The sequence below is a fragment of the Pseudomonas sp. RGM 3321 genome (assembly GCF_022836805.1).
Classification (GTDB): domain Bacteria; phylum Pseudomonadota; class Gammaproteobacteria; order Pseudomonadales; family Pseudomonadaceae; genus Aquipseudomonas.
Genome location: NZ_JALHBH010000107.1, coordinates 89,995 through 106,922, shown reverse-complemented (window position 1 = coordinate 106,922; position 16,928 = coordinate 89,995). Strand labels below are relative to the sequence as shown.

Sequence of the window (16,928 nt, the reverse complement as noted above, 5' to 3'; positions counted from 1 at the left end):
CATGCTGGCTTATATTCTGCGACGGCTGCTGCTGATCATCCCTACCCTGTTCGGCATTCTGATCATCAACTTCGTCATCATTCAGGCCGCGCCCGGTGGACCGGTCGAGCAAATGATCGCCAAGATCGAAGGCTTCGATGGCGCTACCAGCCGAATTGCGGGTGGCGGTGCCGAGGTCTCGGTGGCGGGCTCCAACTACCGTGGCGCGCAAGGCCTGGACCCGGCACTGATCAAAGAAATCGAACGCATGTACGGCTTCGATAAATCGGCACCGGAACGCCTGTGGATCATGATCAAGAACTACGCCACGCTGGATTTCGGCGACAGCTTCTTTCGCGATGCCAAGGTGATCGACCTGATCGTCGAGAAGATGCCGGTCTCCATCTCTCTGGGGTTATGGAGCACGCTGATCATGTACCTGGTGTCGATCCCGTTGGGGATCGCCAAAGCCACTCGCCACGGCAGCCAGTTCGACGTGTGGACCAGCTCTGCGATCATCGTCGGCTACGCCATCCCGGCGTTTCTGTTCGCGATTCTGCTGATCGTGGTGTTTGCCGGTGGCAGCTACTTCAACTGGTTCCCGCTGCGCGGGCTGACCTCGAACAACTATGACGAACTGAGCACCCTGGGCAAGATCTTCGACTACTTCTGGCACCTGGTGCTGCCGGTCACCGCGCTGGTGATCGGCAACTTCGCCACCATGACGCTGCTGACCAAGAACAGCTTTCTCGACGAAATCAGCAAGCAATATGTCACCACCGCCAAAGCCAAGGGCCTGAGCAACCACAAGGTGCTCTACGGCCATGTGTTCCGCAACGCGATGCTGCTGGTGATCGCCGGCTTCCCATCGGCGTTCATCGGCATTTTCTTCACCGGCTCGCTGCTGGTGGAAGTGATCTTCTCGCTGGACGGCCTGGGCCTGATGAGCTTTGAAGCCGCTATCAACCGCGACTACCCGGTGGTGTTTGGCACCCTGTTCATCTTCACCCTGCTGGGGTTGGTGGTGAAGCTGATCGGCGACATCACCTACACCCTGGTAGACCCGCGCATCGACTTCGAAAGCAGGAAGCATTGATATGAAGCTGTCTCCTCTCAATCGCCGTCGCTTCGAACGCTTCAAAGCCAACCGACGCGGCTGGTGGTCACTGTGGCTGTTCCTCATCCTGTTCGGCCTGAGCCTGGGTGCCGAACTGATCGCCAACGATAAACCGCTTGCCGTGCGCTATGACGGTCACTGGTACTTCCCGGTGCTGGAGCGTTACCCGGAGACCACCTTCGGCGGCGAATTCCCGCTGGAAGCCAATTACAAGAGCCCGTACATCAAGGAATTGCTCGCGGCGAAGGATGGCTGGACCCTTTGGGCGCCCATCCCGTTCAGTTACCAGAGCATCAACTACGACCTGAAAGTCCCTGCCCCTGCACCACCGTCCCGGGAAAACTTGCTGGGCACCGACGATCAGGGCCGTGACGTGTTGGCACGAGTGATCTACGGCTTCAGGATTTCCGTGCTGTTCGCCCTGACCCTGACCATCCTCAGTTCGATCATCGGCGTCATCGCGGGTGCCCTGCAGGGTTTCTATGGCGGCTGGGTCGACCTGCTGGGCCAGCGCTTTCTGGAAGTGTGGTCGGGCTTGCCCGTGCTGTATCTACTGATCATCCTCGCCAGCTTCGTGCAACCCAACTTCTGGTGGCTGCTGGGCATCATGCTGCTGTTTTCCTGGATGAACCTGGTGGACGTGGTGCGTGCCGAGTTCCTGCGTGGCCGGAATCTGGAGTACGTAAGGGCCGCGCGGGCCCTGGGCATGGAGAACGGCGCGATCATGTTCCGCCATATCCTGCCCAACGCCATGGTCTCGACCATGACCTTCATGCCGTTCATCCTCACCGGGGCCATCGGCACCTTGACTGCACTCGACTTCCTGGGCTTCGGCCTGCCCGCCGGGTCGCCTTCGCTGGGCGAACTGGTGGCGCAGGGCAAATCCAACCTGCAGGCACCCTGGCTGGGCATCAGCGCGTTCGCTGTGCTGGCCATCATGCTGAGCCTGCTGGTGTTCATCGGCGAATCCGCCCGCGATGCTTTCGACCCAAGGAAATAAGATGAGCAATGACAATCTGATCGAAATCCGCGATCTGGCGGTCGAGTTCGTAACGGGCGACTCACGGCAACGGGTGGTCGAGAACATCAGCTTTGACATCCGTCGGGGTGAAACCCTCGCACTGGTCGGCGAAAGCGGCTCGGGCAAATCAGTTACAGCGCATTCGATCCTGCGCCTGCTGCCCTACCCCATTGCCAGTCATCCGAGCGGCACTGTCCGCTACGCCGGTGAAGACCTGCTGAATGTGGAAGAGAAAAAGCTGCGCTCGATCCGTGGCAACCGTATCGCCATGATCTTCCAGGAACCGATGACCTCGCTGAACCCGCTGCACTCGGTCGAAAAACAAATCAACGAGGTACTGGGCCTGCACAAGGGTCTGACCGGCAAGGACGCCACCAAACGCACGCTGGAGCTTCTTGAGCTGGTAGGCATACCCGAGCCATACAAACGTCTCAAAGCCTTGCCACATGAGCTGTCAGGCGGCCAGCGCCAGCGTGTGATGATAGCGATGGCGCTGGCAAACGAGCCGGAGCTGCTGATTGCCGACGAACCGACCACCGCACTGGATGTCACGGTACAGCTGAAAATTCTTGAGTTGCTCAAGCAATTGCAGGCTCGTCTGGGCATGGCGTTGTTGCTTATCAGCCACGATTTGAACGTGGTAAGGCAAATAGCCAACCGAGTATGTGTCATGCAGCGCGGTTGCATCGTCGAACAGGCATCGTGCGAAGAATTGTTCCGTTCGCCGCAACATCCTTACACCAAAGTGTTACTCAGCGCAGAGCCCAGCGGCGGTCCTTCGACCAACCCGGCCGGCTCCCCGCTGCTTGAAGTCGAGGACCTGAAAGTCTGGTTCCCGATCAAGAAGGGCCTGCTCAAGCGCACGGTCGACCACGTCAAAGCGGTGGACGGCATACGCTTCAGCCTGCCGCAAGGGCAGACACTGGGCATCGTGGGTGAAAGCGGGTCGGGCAAATCGACGCTGGGGCTGGCGATTCTTCGACTGATCGGCAGCCAGGGCACCATACGTTTCAAGGGCAACGCGCTAGAATCTCTGTCGCAACAGCAGATCCGTCCGCTGCGCAGACAGATGCAGGTGGTGTTCCAGGACCCGTTTGGCAGTTTGAGTCCGCGTATGTCAGTGGGTGAAATCGTTGGCGAAGGCTTGCGAATCCATGGCATGGGCACGGCCGCCGAGCAACAGACGGCGATCATCGAAGCACTCAGGGAGGTTGGCCTGGATCCGGATACCCGGCACCGCTACCCTCACGAGTTCTCTGGTGGCCAACGGCAGAGGATCGCCATTGCACGTGCGCTGGTATTGAAACCGGCGCTTATCTTGCTGGACGAGCCGACATCAGCCCTCGACCGGACCGTACAGCGTCAGGTCGTCGAGCTGCTTCGCTCGCTGCAAGCCAAGTACAATCTGACGTATTTGTTCATCAGCCATGACCTGGCTGTCGTCAAAGCGCTGAGCCACCAGTTGATGGTGGTCAAGCAAGGCCAAGTGGTCGAACAGGGTGCAGCGCAGGACATCTTCGCCGCACCGCAACATCCTTATACACAGCAGCTGCTGGAAGCCGCCTTTTTGGCACCGGTAGCTGTCGATTAACCTGAAGAGGAACAACACATGGGTTTTCTCGCCGGTAAGCGCGTCCTGATCGTCGGTGTCGCCAGTAAACTGTCCATCGCATCCGGCATTGCTGCCGCCATGCATCGTGAAGGTGCAGAGCTTGCTTTCACCTACCAGAACGACAAGCTCAAGGGCCGTGTCGAAGAGTTCGCCGCAGGCTGGGGCTCAGGTCCTGAGCTGTGCTTTCCTTGCGATGTGGCCAGCGACGAAGAGATCACCAAGGTCTTTGAAGAGCTGAGCAAGAAGTGGGACGGCCTGGACGTGATCGTTCACTCGGTCGGCTTTGCTCCAGGTGACCAACTCGACGGCGACTTCACCGACGCCACCACTCGCGAAGGTTTCCGCATCGCTCATGACATCAGTGCCTACAGCTTCGTGGCCCTGGCCAAGGCTGGTCGCGAAATGATGAAAGGCCGCAATGGCAGCCTGCTGACCCTGTCGTACCTGGGCGCAGAGCGCACCATGCCCAACTACAACGTCATGGGCATGGCCAAGGCCAGCCTGGAAGCAGGCGTTCGTTACCTGGCCGGCAGCCTCGGCCCGGAAGGTACTCGCGTCAATGCCGTATCGGCCGGCCCGATCCGCACGCTGGCGGCTTCGGGTATCAAGAACTTCCGCAAAATGCTGGCTGCCAACGAAGCGCAGACCCCTCTGCGCCGCAACGTGACCATCGACGAAGTCGGCAATGCCGGCGCGTTCCTGTGCTCTGACCTGGCGTCGGGCATCAGTGGTGAGATCATGTACGTCGATGGCGGTTTCAACACCACCGCGATGGGCAGCATGGAAGAGTAAGACGGCAAGCGCCGCTCCTCGCGAGCGGCATTTTCCGGCAGGCAACTTTCCTGCACTCAAAAAGAAGGCCGCTCAGTGAGCGGCCTTCTTTTTTGTGCGGGTTTCGAGATACTTAGAACTTCTCGATCTTCGCCTTGCTTTCCAGCTGTGCACGGTACGCAGCGAAATCCTGCTGACCCGCACGCGACGCGAGGAAGCGACGGTATTGCGCCTTTTCCGCATCAGTCGGTGCAGCAGCCTGATTCACGCCGTTTAGACGCACAATCACGAAGCTGCCATCGGCTGCGGTAATGCTGGCGAATTCCGGCTTGCCCTTGCCATCAGGCTTGGGCATGCGGAACAGCGTCTGCAGTACTTGGGGATCAACGCCTTCCTGACTGCGAGTGACTGCTTCCATCGATTTCCAGTCACGCCCATCCTGCTTCGCAGCCAACGGGATCTTGCCATCACGCAGCCCGGCCAGCAGAGCCTCGCCCTTGGCCTTGGCAGCAGCCGTGGCGTGCTCCTTGACCAGTTGAGCGCGAATCGAGCTGGCAACGCTCTCAAGCGGCAACTGCTGAGGTTGCAGATGCTCTTTGGAGCGCACTACCACGACGGTCTCCGGATCCAGCTCCAACGTGTTGCTGTTGGAGCCTTCTTCCAGCACTTCCGGGCTGAACGCAGCCTGGATGACCGCGCGGTTGGCTGTCAGGCCTTCACCGCCTTCACGACCGAATGGCGCAGTGGTCTGAACCTTAAGACCCAGATCCTGTGCCGGTTGAGACAGGTCGGACGATTCAAATGCAGAATCTTCCAGCTGCTTGGTCACTTCGACAAACTTCTGCTCGACCAGCTGCGATTTCAAATCGGTGGTCAGTTTGTCTTTCAGACTGGCAAATGTCGGCACCGATGGAGCCTCGACGCCCAGCAGCTTGATCAGGTGCCAGCCGAAGTCGGTACGCACAGGCTGCGACACCTGGTCCTTGTTCAAGGCATACAATGTGTCTTCGAACGCAGGGTCATAGACACCCTTGCCTGCGAAACCAAGATCACCGCCCTTGCTGGACGAACCAGGGTCCTGCGAGTATTCCTTGGCCAGCGCCGCAAAATCCTCACCCTTGGCCAGACGCTGTTGAATTTCTTCAATCTTCGCCTTGGCCTGCTCGTCGTTCAGCTTGTCGTTCACCTCGATCAGGATATGCGCAGCACGACGCTGTTCGGACAGATTGGCGATTTCCTTCTGATAAGCCGCCTGCAAGTCCTCATCCTTGACCTGCACCTTGTCGAAGAAAGATGACTTCTTCAATTCGATGTAATCAAGCACAACCTGCTCAGGGCTCATGAACTCCTTGGCATGCTGGTCGTAGTGAGCCTTGACTTCGTCGTCCGTCACTTTGACAGCCGTGGTGTCGGCAGGCAGGGTCAGCGAAGCGAAATCACGGGTCTGCTTTTCCAGACGGGCAAAAGCTTCAACCTGTGCATCGGTGACGAAGGCACTGCCGGCAACACCTGCACGCACCTGACCGATGAGCATTTCCTGGCCAAGCATCTGGCGGAACTGCAGACGGCTGTAACCCAACTGGCGAATGACCTGGTCGAAACGGTCAGCACTGAACTTGCCATCGACCTGAAACTCAGGCGTCTGCAAAAGCTGCTGATCCAGTGCCGCGTCGGAAAACGAGAATTTCGCATCCGTTGCGCCTTGCAGCAGCAGCTTGCGGTCGATCAAACCTTTGAGGGCTGATTCACGCAACAGCTTTTCATCCAGCATCGCAGGATCGAAATCCTTGCCCAACTGCTGCGCGAGCTGCTGAGCCAACTGACGGCGCTGCATGTCGACGGCCTGGCTCAACTCATTCTGAGAGATGTCCTCGCCGTTCACTTCAGCCGCGTTCTGCTTGTTGCTGGTAGCGGTAAACAACGCCTCGATGCCGGTGAAGGCCATCAAAGCGATGATGATTCCGATGATGGTCTTGGCAATCCAGCCTTGTGAATTGTCCCTGATGTTCTGCAGCATTGCGTCCCCCAAAACGGTTGAACTGACTAACCAACCGCGGAGCGTGGGTAGAAAGCGGATAGAAGAAAGGCGCATCCGAGGATGCGCCTTCTCGTAACTGACGGAGCGGTAGGGCTCGAACCCCTCGGTGTTGCAACCGAATGCACCACCGCTCCGCTACTGGATCAGGACAGACCTGAGCCAGCGGGCAAAGGCATCGAGAGGCTTAGTTGACAGCTTCTTTGAGGGCTTTACCGGCTTTGAAACCTGGTTTTTTAGCAGCAGCGATTTCCAGCGTCTTACCAGTCTGAGGGTTGCGACCGATGCGAGCAGGACGATCAGTCACGGAGAACGTACCAAAGCCAACCAAAACAACCGAGTCGCCAGCCTTCAGAGCGCCAGTGACGGATTCGATCACTGCGTCCAGCGCACGGCCAGCAGCAGCTTTCGGGATATCAGCAGATGCAGCGATAGCATCAATCAGTTCCGACTTGTTCACTCTAAGTCCCCTTATCTCTATATTGAGTATGTTTCTAAGTTTTAGGTGTTAAGCAAAACGAGCGCTGGAAGGCTTGCCGGTGCTTGCTTTAAAAAGCCGCTTTATAACAAGGGCTCTAAAAAGCTGTCAAGGAAGCCTGCCCAGTCTTAATGCGTGCTAATTCTGTCCTTAGAGTCAGACTCGCGTTTTTCTTCCTTTGCGACCAGATCTGTAGCCACGTCCGGCAACGGCTCCGGCGCGTATTGCAGCGCAATTTGCAGGACTTCGTCAATCCATTTAACGGGCTTGATTTGCAGATCCTGCTTGATATTGTCAGGAATCTCCTTCAAATCACGCACGTTTTCTTCCGGAATGATCACGGTCTTGATTCCGCCGCGATGCGCAGCCAGAAGTTTTTCCTTCAGGCCACCAATCGCCAGCACCTGCCCGCGCAGGGTAATCTCGCCCGTCATTGCCACATCGGCACGTACCGGGATCTGTGTAAGCGCCGACACCAGGGCAGTACACATGCCTACGCCAGCGCTTGGTCCATCCTTGGGTGTCGCGCCTTCCGGCATGTGGATATGCGTGTCGTGTTTCTCGTGGAAATCGGCTGGAATGCCCAGACTACGGGCACGACTGCGCACCACGGTCTGCGCGGCGGTAATGGATTCGACCATGACATCACCCAGCGAACCGGTCTTGATCAACTGGCCCTTGCCCGATACAACCGCAGCCTCGATGGTCAGCAATTCACCGCCCACCTGAGTCCACGCCAGACCTGTGACCTGACCGATCTGATCCTGTTGCTCGGCCAGTCCGTAGCGGAATTTACGCACGCCCAGGAAGTGTTCGAGCATCTCGGCAGTGACCTGTACGGAGAAGCGTTTTTCCATGGCGTGTTCTTTGACCGCCTTGCGGCAAACCTTGGCAATCTGGCGCTCTAGCCCGCGTACGCCCGCTTCACGGGTGTAGTAGCGAATGATGTCGCGGATTGCTTCCTCGTCAAACTGGATCTCGCCTTTCTTCAAGCCATTGGCCTGAATCTGCTTGGGCGAGAGGTATTTGACGGCGATGTTGATCTTCTCGTCTTCGGTGTAACCCGGCAGGCGAATGACTTCCATCCGGTCCAGCAAGGCTGGCGGAATATTCATCGAGTTCGACGTGCACAGGAACATTACATCGGAAAGATCGTAGTCGACCTCAAGGTAGTGATCATTGAAGTTATGGTTTTGCTCGGGGTCCAGGACCTCAAGCAATGCCGACGCCGGATCGCCGCGCATGTCGCTGCCCATTTTGTCGATTTCATCAAGCAGGAACAGCGGGTTGCGGACGCCCACCTTTGTCATCTTTTGTATCAATCTTCCTGGCATCGAACCGATGTAAGTCCGGCGATGACCACGAATTTCAGCCTCGTCACGCACGCCACCGAGTGCCATACGCACGAATTTGCGATTGGTTGCGTTGGCGATGGACTCGGCCAGGGAGGTTTTACCTACACCCGGTGGACCTACCAGACAAAGCACAGGGCCCCGAATCTTCTTCACGCGCTTTTGCACGGCGAGGTATTCAAGAATGCGTTCCTTGACCTCATCCAGACCATAATGGTCGGCATCCAGGATCGCTTCGGCGCGGGCAAGGTCCAGACGCACCTTGCTCTGGGCCTTCCACGGCACCTGAACCAGCCAGTCGATGTAGGAGCGCACCACGGTCGCCTCGGCCGACATCGGTGACATCTGCTTGAGCTTGTTCAGCTCGGCAGTCGCCTTGGTCAGAGCGTCCTTGGGCAGCCCGGCAGCGTCGATGCGCTTTTTCAGCTCTTCAATTTCGTTATGGCCTTCGTCGCCATCGCCCAGTTCTTTCTGAATGGCCTTCATCTGCTCATTCAGGTAGTACTCGCGCTGGCTGCGCTCCATTTGTTTTTTCACACGACCGCGAATGCGCTTTTCAACCTGCAGCAGGTCGATTTCGGCATCCAGCAAGGCCAGCACGTGCTCGACACGGGCCGACAGGTCGATAATTTCGAGAATTTCCTGCTTCTGCTCGATCTTGAGCGCCATGTGCGCTGCCATGGTGTCAACCAGGCGACCGGGCTCATCGATGCTGTTGAGCGACGAGAGGACTTCTGCGGGGACTTTCTTGCCAAGCTGCACATACTGCTCGAACTGAGCCAGCAGGCTGCGCACAAATACTTCGGATTCGCGATCCGGGGCATCGACTTCGTCGATCAACGCGACGTCGGCGCGGTAATGGCCATCGACTTCGATGAAGCGTTCTACCGAACCACGCTGCTCACCTTCGACCAGCACCTTGACGGTGCCATCAGGCAGCTTGAGCAGCTGCAGTACGGTGGCAATAGTGCCGACGTTGTACAACGCCTTTTCATCAGGATCGTCGTCAGCCGGGTTTCTTTGCGCGAGCAGCAGAATCTGCTTGTCGCCCGTCATTGCCGCTTCAAGGGCTTCGATAGACTTCTCGCGCCCCACGAACAGCGGGATAACCATGTGCGGATAAACCACGACATCACGCAATGGCAAGAGAGGCAATTCAATAGTGGTCTTCATGATTTCGCCTCTACGGCGGCCAATTGGCCGGGACAGATGGAATTAGCTTGAAGCCAAGATGGGGGTAGCGTCCAAAAAAAACAAGCTCTAGAGCCACGACCCGCCAAGATCAATTTCTTCATACAAAACGAATGAACGGCTGAAAAATGCAAAAGGGGGCCAAAAAGGCCCCCTTCCGTATTACTTCACACGCCCATACACCTGCGTGTGTTACGCGTCAGGGGCAACCTTGGCAGGCGGCTCACTGTTTTCGTAGATCAGCAGCGGCTTGGACGTACCATCGATAACGCTCTCATCGATCACCACCTTGCTCACGTCACTTTGCGACGGAATTTCGTACATGGTGTCGAGCAGCACGCCTTCCAGGATGGAACGCAACCCACGGGCACCGGTCTTGCGCTCCAGCGCGCGACGGGCAACCGACCTCAACGCGTCGGTGCGGAACTCGAGGTCCACGCCTTCCATCTCGAACAGCTTGGCATACTGCTTGGTCAGCGCATTCTTCGGCTCGGTGAGGATCTGTATCAAGGCAGCCTCATCCAGCTCGTCCAGCGTTGCAAGCACTGGCAGACGGCCCACGAACTCCGGGATCAGACCGAACTTGACCAGATCGTCAGGCTCGACTTCACGCAGGGACTCGCCAACCTTCTTGCCCTCCTCCTTACTGCGAACTTCAGCATTGAAGCCGATGCCGCCACGGGTGGAACGGTTCTGAATGACCTTTTCCAGGCCCGAGAAAGCGCCACCGCAAATAAAGAGGATATTGCGTGTGTCCACCTGCAGGAATTCCTGCTGCGGATGCTTGCGACCACCTTGCGGAGGAACGGAAGCCACGGTGCCCTCGATCAGCTTCAGCAAGGCTTGTTGCACGCCTTCGCCGGAAACGTCACGAGTGATCGAAGGGTTGTCGGATTTGCGCGAAATCTTGTCGATTTCATCGATGTAGACAATGCCCATCTGAGCCTTCTCGACATCGTAATCACATTTCTGCAACAGCTTCTGGATAATGTTTTCAACGTCCTCACCCACATAACCGGCTTCGGTCAGGGTGGTGGCGTCAGCGATGGTGAACGGCACATTGAGCAGACGGGCCAGTGTTTCGGCCAACAGCGTCTTGCCGGAGCCCGTAGGGCCGATCAGCAGGATGTTGCTCTTGCCCAGTTCAACATCGTCGTTCTTCTTGTCGCGCTGGTTCAGACGCTTGTAGTGGTTGTACACCGCTACTGCGAGGACCTTTTTGGCGCGTTCCTGACCGATTACATACTGGTCAAGGATGCCGCTGATTTCTTTAGGCGAAGGCAATTTATGCGCGCTGCTTTCGGCCTGTGCTTCCTGCACCTCCTCGCGGATGATGTCGTTGCACAGGTCGACGCACTCGTCGCAGATAAAGACCGAGGGGCCGGCAATCAATTTGCGCACTTCATGCTGGCTTTTGCCACAGAAGGAGCAATAGAGCAATTTGCCGTTGTCCTCGCCGTTGCGGGTGTCAGTCATTCGATCGATCCAATCCGGTAGGCTTGCAACACAAGATGAAGGCTATTGCGGGCTTTTTCAAGTCCGCAGGCGGTCGGTTGTGCCGACCCCCTACATTTTGAGCCGCTTAGGCGGGCATTTGACGCTTGTTGATCACGGAGTCGATCAGGCCGTATTCAGCCGCACGCTCTGCGCTCATGAAGTTGTCACGCTCGGTGTCGCGCTCGATGGTTTCGAGGCTCTGGCCGGTGTGATGCGCCAGCAGCGAGTTGAGACGATGACGAATGTGCAGGATTTCCTTGGCATGGATGTCGATATCCGACGCCTGACCCTGGAAACCGCCCAGCGGCTGGTGAATCATCATCCGCGAGTTGGGCAGGCAATGACGCTTGCCTTCTGCACCACCGGCCAGCAGGAATGCACCCATGCTGCAAGCCTGACCGATACAGATCGTCGAAACGTCCGGCTTGATGAACTGCATGGTGTCGTAGATCGACATACCTGCAGTCACCGAACCGCCCGGCGAGTTGATATAGAGATGGATATCCTTGTCCGGGTTTTCCGCTTCAAGGAAGAGCAGTTGTGCCGCGATAAGGTTGGCCATGTAGTCCTCTACCGGACCAACCATAAAGATGACTCGCTCCTTAAGAAGGCGCGAATAGATGTCATAGGCGCGTTCGCCACGGGCGGACTGCTCGATAACCATCGGGACCAGGCCGCCAGCGGCCTGGATGTCAGAGTTCTGCTGAATATAAGAATTGCGGGACATGTCCTGCATTCACTCCCAAATAGTCGAGTCTTGAATACGCACAAGCCAGCGCGAAGGCTGGCTTGTGGGTGTTTTCGCACGAAAAGAGAAATCAGTCGGCTTTTGGAGCTTCCACCGGCTTGACAGCTTCTTCGTAGGAGACCGATTTGTCGGTCACGCTAGCTTTCTGCAAAACAGTATCTACAACTTGCTCTTCAAGCACAACAGAACGTACCTCGTTCATTTGCTGCTCGTTCTTGTAGTACCAGGCAACAACCTGCTCAGGCTCCTGATAGGCGGATGCCATTTCCTGGATCATTTCACGTACGCGAGCATCATCAGGCTTGAGGTCGAACTGCTTGACGACCTCGGCAACGATCAGGCCCAGCTCGACGCGACGCTTGGCCTGCTCTTCGAACAGCTCAGCCGGCAACTGGTCTGGCTTGATGTTGCCACCGAACTGTTGAACAGCCTGGACGCGCAGACGGTTGACTTCGTTTTCCAACAGCGCTTTAGGCACTTCGATCGGGTTGGCAGCCAGCAGACCATCCATGACCTGATTCTTGACCTTGGACTTGATCGCCTGACGCAGCTCGCGCTCCATGTTCTTGCGAACCTCGGTGCGGAAGCCTTCGATACCGGTTTCCTTGATACCGAACTGCTTGAAGAACTCTTCGTTCAGCTCAGGCAACTTTGGCTCGGAAACGGTATTGACGGTCACGGTGAACTCGGCAGCCTTGCCAGCCAGCTCAAGGTTCTGATAGTCCTCGGGGAAGGTCACGTTCAGAACGCGTTCTTCGCCGGCCTTGGCACCAACCAGACCATCTTCGAAACCAGGAATCATGCGACCGGAACCCAGCACCAGCTGGGTAGCCGTAGCAGAACCGCCAGCGAACACTTCGCCGTCGACCTTGCCCACGAAATCGATGTTCAGCTGGTCTTCGTTCTGGGCAGCACGGTCGGCCACTTCAAAACGAACGTTCTGCTTGCGCAGCACTTCCAGCATGTTGTCCAGATCGCTGTCCGCCACGTCGGCAGACAGGCGCTCTACAGCGATGGTGTCGAAACCGGCAACGGTGAATTCCGGGAATACTTCGAAAGTAGCCACGTATTCCAGGTCTTTGCCTTTTTCGAAAGATTTCGGCTCTACAGCAGGAGCACCGGCCGGGTTCAGCTTCTGCTCAACCACAGCTTCATAGAAAGTAGCCTGAATCAGATCGCCCAGTGCTTCCTGACGTGCGCCGTCTTCATAACGCTGACGGATCACGCTCATAGGCACCTTGCCTGGGCGGAAGCCCGGGATCTTGGCTTTACGTGCGGTCTGCTGCAGACGCTTGTTGACTTCAGTCTCGATGCGTTCGGCAGGCACGCCAATGGTCATGCGGCGCTCAAGAGCGGAAGTATTTTCAACAGAAACTTGCATGGATATTCCTCGTTGCACAGACGTTAGCCGGCCGTTTCCGACCCCAGAATCAAGGGCATGCATTCTAGTGGGTCAAACTCAAGAAGTCACCCTACTGAAAAAGGGCGGGTTAACAAGAAGGAATCGGACTACAGCCGGAGGAGAAAGGAAAACATCTCGCATCACTCGCGACGTGTCTGGCACGGCCCCTATATAAGGAAACTTCTGCGCCGGACGATGACCGAATCCATCTACATAGCACGCCCCACTCGACCGGCGGCAGTATGGCCGCCGGACCCGCGAGGCGATGGAACGAATACGCCAAAACAAAAAAAGCCGCACTAGGCGGCTTTTTTTGTAGCTTTTGCAACCGAAGTGCTACCACTCGACTACAGTTATCCTGGTGCGGACGGAGAGACTCGAACTCTCACACCTTGCGGCGCTGGAACCTAAATCCAGTGTGTCTACCAATTCCACCACATCCGCATTTCAGACTTTTAAAGCAAAGACGCCAGACTATGAATCTGGCGCCCTTCTTAATATGGGGTGGACGATGGGGTTCGAACCCACGACCGCAGGAGTCACAATCCTGTGCTCTACCAACTGAGCTACGCCCACCATATTGCGCGTGACGATACAACTTACTTGCTGTGCCAAAGCTGCCTTGAATGGCGCACCCGGCAGGACTCGAACCTGCGACCATCCGCTTAGAAGGCGGATGCTCTATCCAGCTGAGCTACGGGCACTTATATAATTTGTATTCTTGCGAGAACAAACTAAAAGGCTTTCAATCACACCGAGCTGATTTGCAACTCTGCCTGACCTAATCAACCAGTGCTAGCTTAACCAGTGCTGGGCTCTGCCCGGCAAGTGCGACGAATCTTATAGACGGCCCCTGGGGTCGTCAACCTTTTTTTGAAAAAAATTCAGCTAGATAAAGGAGTTAGCGGAATATCCACAGCATGCGCCTTTGCCCTCGCGCCATGTCATGCGAGAATGCGCGCTCATTTTATTTCCTCTCGATGGTTAATCACGCGTCATGACTGCAAAACTAATCGACGGCAAGGCGATCGCCGCCAGCCTGCGCCAGCAGATCGCCAAACGTGTCGCCGAACGTAGCCAGCAAGGTCTGCGCACGCCGGGCCTCGCGGTGATTCTGGTCGGCAGCGACCCTGCCTCTCAGGTCTATGTCTCTCACAAGCGCAAGGACTGCGAGGAAGTCGGCTTTATCTCCCAGGCCTATGACTTGCCCGCTGATACCACTCAGGTTGCGCTGACCGATCTGATCGACCGCCTCAATGAAGACGCCGCTGTCGACGGCATCCTGCTGCAATTGCCTTTGCCAGCCCATCTGGACGCTTCGCTGCTGCTCGAGCGCATCCGCCCGGACAAGGACGTGGACGGTTTCCACCCTTATAACGTCGGCCGTCTGGCCCAGCGCATTCCCTTGCTGCGACCGTGCACACCCAAAGGGATCATTACCCTGCTGGAAAGCACCGGAGTCGATCTGTACGGTCTGGATGCTGTCGTGGTTGGCGCGTCGAACATTGTCGGCCGCCCCATGGCGATGGAATTGCTGCTGGCGGGCTGCACCGTCACCGTGACCCACCGCTTCACCAAGGATCTGGCAGGCCATGTAAGCCGTGCCGATCTGGTGGTGGTTGCCGCTGGCAAGCCCGGCCTGGTCAAGGGCGAATGGATCAAGCCCGGGGCGATTGTCATCGACGTCGGCATCAACCGTCAGGACGATGGCAAGCTGGTTGGCGACGTGGTTTACGAGACTGCCCTGCCCCGCGCCGGCTGGATTACCCCGGTCCCAGGCGGCGTTGGTCCAATGACCCGTGCCTGCCTGCTGGAAAACACGTTGTACGCAGCGGAAACCCTGCACGACTGATCAGCACGCGCCAATAACAACGAATCAATTAACAACGAACCAATAAAAACGGCACCTCAAGGGTGCCGTTTTTTATTACCTCTTCAAAACCTTACTTCTTGCCAGCCTCCCAGCTTTTCAGCAGGTCAGCGTAAGCGATGGTTTCACCCTTCGGTTTCTCGTTGGCCAGCTTGCGTTGCGGTGCGAGGAATTTGCCACCGCTTTGCTCAGCCTTGGTATACCACTCCTCGGCAGAGGTCTCGGGATTCATCTTCGGCGCACACTGGCTGGCTTCCTGAACCTTGGAACGTTCGATGCGCGTCATGATGGCATCCTGATCCTTGGCCAGACCGTCCAGCGCCTGCTGTGCTGTCTTCTCGCCAGTCACCGCCTCGGCCACATGGCTCCACCACAGCTGTGCCAGTTTCGGATAATCAGGCACGTTGGTCCCGGTAGGCGACCATTGCACGCGGGCCGGGCTGCGATAGAACTCCACCAGACCACCCAGCTTGGGCGCAAGCGCGGTCATCTCCTTGGAGTTGATGTCCGACTCGCGAATAGGCGTCAGACCGACAATGGTCTTCTTCAGCGAAACGCTTTTCGAGGTCACGAACTGCGCATACAGCCAGGCCGCCAGGCGCCTCTTCTCGTCGGAAGACTTCAGGAAGGTCCATGAACCCACGTCCTGGTAACCGAGCTTCATGCCTTCTTTCCAGTACGGCCCTTTTGGCGAAGGTGCCATGCGCCATTTCGGCGTACCATCGGCGTTCATGACGGGCAGGCCGGGCTTGGTCATGTCGGCAGTAAAGGCGGTGTACCAGAAGATCTGTTGCGCGACGTTACCCTGCGACGGAACCGGCCCGGACTCCGAAAAGGTCATGCCCGCAGCTTCAGGCGGTGCGTAGGCTTTCAGCCAGTCGATGTATTTCTGGGTCGCGAACACCGCCGCTGGCCCGTTGGTGTCGCCACCGCGGGTAATGCTGGAGCCGACCGGATGGCAATCCTCTACACGGATGCCCCACTCGTCAACCGGCAAACCGTTAGGCAAGCCCTTGTCGCCACTGCCGGCCATGGAGAACCAGGCATCGGTGAAGCGCCAGCCCAGCGACGGGTCCTTCTTGCCGTAATCCATGTGCCCGAAGACTTTCTTGCCGTCGATCTCCTTGACGTCTTCGCTGAAGAATTTGGCAATGTCTTCGTAAGCCGACCAGTTGACCGGGACGCCCAGCTCATAGCCGTACTTGTCTTTGAACTTCTTTTTCAGGTCGGGACGTTCGAACCAGTCGGCACGGAACCAGTAGAGGTTGGCGAATTGCTGATCAGGCAGTTGATAAAGCTTGCCGTCCGGCGCGGTGGTGAATGAGGTGCCGATGAAGTCTTTCAGGTCCAGAGTCGGCGAGGTGACTTTGCTGCCTTCCGGACTGGCCATCAGGTCGGTCAGCGACAGCGCCTTGCCGTAGCGGAAATGCGTACCGATCAGGTCCGAGTCGTTGACCCAGCCGTCGTAGATACTTTTGTCCGACTGCATGGCGGTCTGCAGTTTTTCGATCACATCACCCTCTTGCAGCAAGTCATGGGTGACTTTGATACCGGTGATTTCAGTGAAGGCCTTGGCCAGGGTTTTCGATTCGTACTCGTGGGTGGTCAGGGTTTCCGATACCACCTTGATGTCCATGCCACGGAACGGCTCGGCGGCCTTGATAAACCACTCCAGCTCTTTCAACTGCTCTGCATCGGAAAGCGTACTCGGCTTGAATTCACTGGCCGCCCACTTCTTCGCCGCATCTTCGTACTGATCTGCCCACGCCGAAACACTCAACCCGCTGAGCATCATCATGGTCGCCAGCGTCACGCTATGTTGCAGCTTGTTTTTCTTATTGAACATAGTCATCTC

At 57.1% G+C, this 16,928-nt stretch carries 12 protein-coding genes and 3 tRNA genes; 5 read left to right on the top strand and 10 right to left on the bottom strand.

Going from position 1 to position 16,928, the window contains the following annotated elements; translation table 11 throughout:
• Position 1 precedes the first annotated feature (1 nt).
• The 4 genes from RGM3321_RS12460 to fabI are packed head-to-tail and all read left to right on the top strand — an operon-like array spanning position 2 to position 4,521.
• A complete protein-coding gene (locus tag RGM3321_RS12460) occupies positions 2-1,075 on the top strand; it encodes a microcin C ABC transporter permease YejB (protein WP_244393289.1) in 1,074 nt (357 codons plus the stop codon).
• Position 1,076: 1 nt separating this feature from the next.
• A complete protein-coding gene (locus RGM3321_RS12455; RefSeq protein ID WP_002552741.1) occupies positions 1,077-2,096 on the top strand; it encodes an ABC transporter permease in 1,020 nt (339 codons plus the stop codon).
• A 1-nt stretch (position 2,097) separates the two neighbouring features.
• Entirely contained in the window at positions 2,098-3,708 is a 1,611-nt protein-coding gene (locus RGM3321_RS12450) for an ABC transporter ATP-binding protein (RefSeq protein ID WP_244393288.1), read from the top strand.
• A gap of 18 nt (positions 3,709-3,726) precedes the next feature.
• Positions 3,727-4,521: an enoyl-ACP reductase FabI gene (fabI, locus tag RGM3321_RS12445; RefSeq protein WP_004660733.1), complete on the top strand. Its 795-nt coding sequence runs from the start codon at positions 3,727-3,729 to the stop codon at positions 4,519-4,521.
• Between the two features lie 112 nt (positions 4,522-4,633).
• On the opposite strand, the gene RGM3321_RS12440 is transcribed toward fabI, so the two are convergent.
• The 9 genes from RGM3321_RS12440 to RGM3321_RS12400 form a co-directional block, all read right to left on the bottom strand.
• On the bottom strand, positions 4,634-6,517 hold the full coding sequence (locus tag RGM3321_RS12440) for a SurA N-terminal domain-containing protein (protein ID WP_244393287.1): 1,884 nt from the start codon (positions 6,515-6,517) through the stop codon (positions 4,634-4,636).
• 205 nt (positions 6,518-6,722) lie between these two features.
• Positions 6,723-6,995, bottom strand: coding sequence for an HU family DNA-binding protein (locus RGM3321_RS12435; protein WP_002552737.1), 273 nt, complete (start codon positions 6,993-6,995; stop codon positions 6,723-6,725).
• A 146-nt stretch (positions 6,996-7,141) separates the two neighbouring features.
• Positions 7,142-9,538 carry an endopeptidase La gene (lon, locus tag RGM3321_RS12430; protein WP_002552736.1) on the bottom strand — a complete coding sequence of 799 codons (2,397 nt, stop codon included), beginning with the start codon at positions 9,536-9,538 and terminating at the stop codon, positions 7,142-7,144.
• Between the two features lie 210 nt (positions 9,539-9,748).
• Positions 9,749-11,032, bottom strand: a complete 1,284-nt coding sequence (clpX, locus tag RGM3321_RS12425) for an ATP-dependent Clp protease ATP-binding subunit ClpX (protein ID WP_244393286.1) — start codon at positions 11,030-11,032, stop codon at positions 9,749-9,751.
• Between the two features lie 106 nt (positions 11,033-11,138).
• Positions 11,139-11,780 carry an ATP-dependent Clp endopeptidase proteolytic subunit ClpP gene (gene clpP / locus RGM3321_RS12420; RefSeq protein ID WP_002552734.1) on the bottom strand — a complete coding sequence of 214 codons (642 nt, stop codon included), beginning with the start codon at positions 11,778-11,780 and terminating at the stop codon, positions 11,139-11,141.
• Positions 11,781-11,871: 91 nt separating this feature from the next.
• Entirely contained in the window at positions 11,872-13,182 is a 1,311-nt protein-coding gene (tig, locus tag RGM3321_RS12415; RefSeq protein WP_002552733.1) for a trigger factor, read from the bottom strand.
• 380 nt (positions 13,183-13,562) lie between these two features.
• A tRNA-Leu gene (locus RGM3321_RS12410) sits at positions 13,563-13,647 on the bottom strand.
• Positions 13,648-13,703: 56 nt separating this feature from the next.
• Positions 13,704-13,779, bottom strand: a tRNA-His gene (locus tag RGM3321_RS12405).
• A gap of 51 nt (positions 13,780-13,830) precedes the next feature.
• Positions 13,831-13,907, bottom strand: a tRNA-Arg gene (locus RGM3321_RS12400).
• 293 nt (positions 13,908-14,200) lie between these two features.
• On the opposite strand from RGM3321_RS12400, the gene folD reads away from it, so the two are divergent.
• On the top strand, positions 14,201-15,055 hold the full coding sequence (gene folD, locus RGM3321_RS12395) for a bifunctional methylenetetrahydrofolate dehydrogenase/methenyltetrahydrofolate cyclohydrolase FolD (RefSeq protein WP_044321922.1): 855 nt from the start codon (positions 14,201-14,203) through the stop codon (positions 15,053-15,055).
• Between the two features lie 91 nt (positions 15,056-15,146).
• Here the strand turns inward: folD and RGM3321_RS12390 are convergent, their stop codons facing one another.
• Entirely contained in the window at positions 15,147-16,919 is a 1,773-nt protein-coding gene (locus tag RGM3321_RS12390) for an ABC transporter substrate-binding protein (protein WP_244393285.1), read from the bottom strand.
• Positions 16,920-16,928 lie beyond the last annotated feature (9 nt).

Coding starts and splice junctions, on each gene's coding strand:
- RGM3321_RS12440 (WP_244393287.1), bottom strand. CDS start 6,517: ATGCTGCAGAACATCAGGGACAATTCACAAGGCTGGATTGCCAAGACC.
- lon (WP_002552736.1), bottom strand. CDS start 9,538: ATGAAGACCACTATTGAATTGCCTCTCTTGCCATTGCGTGATGTCGTG.
- clpP (WP_002552734.1), bottom strand. CDS start 11,780: ATGTCCCGCAATTCTTATATTCAGCAGAACTCTGACATCCAGGCCGCT.
- RGM3321_RS12455 (WP_002552741.1), top strand. CDS start 1,077: ATGAAGCTGTCTCCTCTCAATCGCCGTCGCTTCGAACGCTTCAAAGCC.
- clpX (WP_244393286.1), bottom strand. CDS start 11,032: ATGACTGACACCCGCAACGGCGAGGACAACGGCAAATTGCTCTATTGC.
- folD (WP_044321922.1), top strand. CDS start 14,201: ATGACTGCAAAACTAATCGACGGCAAGGCGATCGCCGCCAGCCTGCGC.
- RGM3321_RS12460 (WP_244393289.1), top strand. CDS start 2: ATGCTGGCTTATATTCTGCGACGGCTGCTGCTGATCATCCCTACCCTG.
- RGM3321_RS12390 (WP_244393285.1), bottom strand. CDS start 16,919: ATGTTCAATAAGAAAAACAAGCTGCAACATAGCGTGACGCTGGCGACC.
- RGM3321_RS12450 (WP_244393288.1), top strand. CDS start 2,098: ATGAGCAATGACAATCTGATCGAAATCCGCGATCTGGCGGTCGAGTTC.
- fabI (WP_004660733.1), top strand. CDS start 3,727: ATGGGTTTTCTCGCCGGTAAGCGCGTCCTGATCGTCGGTGTCGCCAGT.
- tig (WP_002552733.1), bottom strand. CDS start 13,182: ATGCAAGTTTCTGTTGAAAATACTTCCGCTCTTGAGCGCCGCATGACC.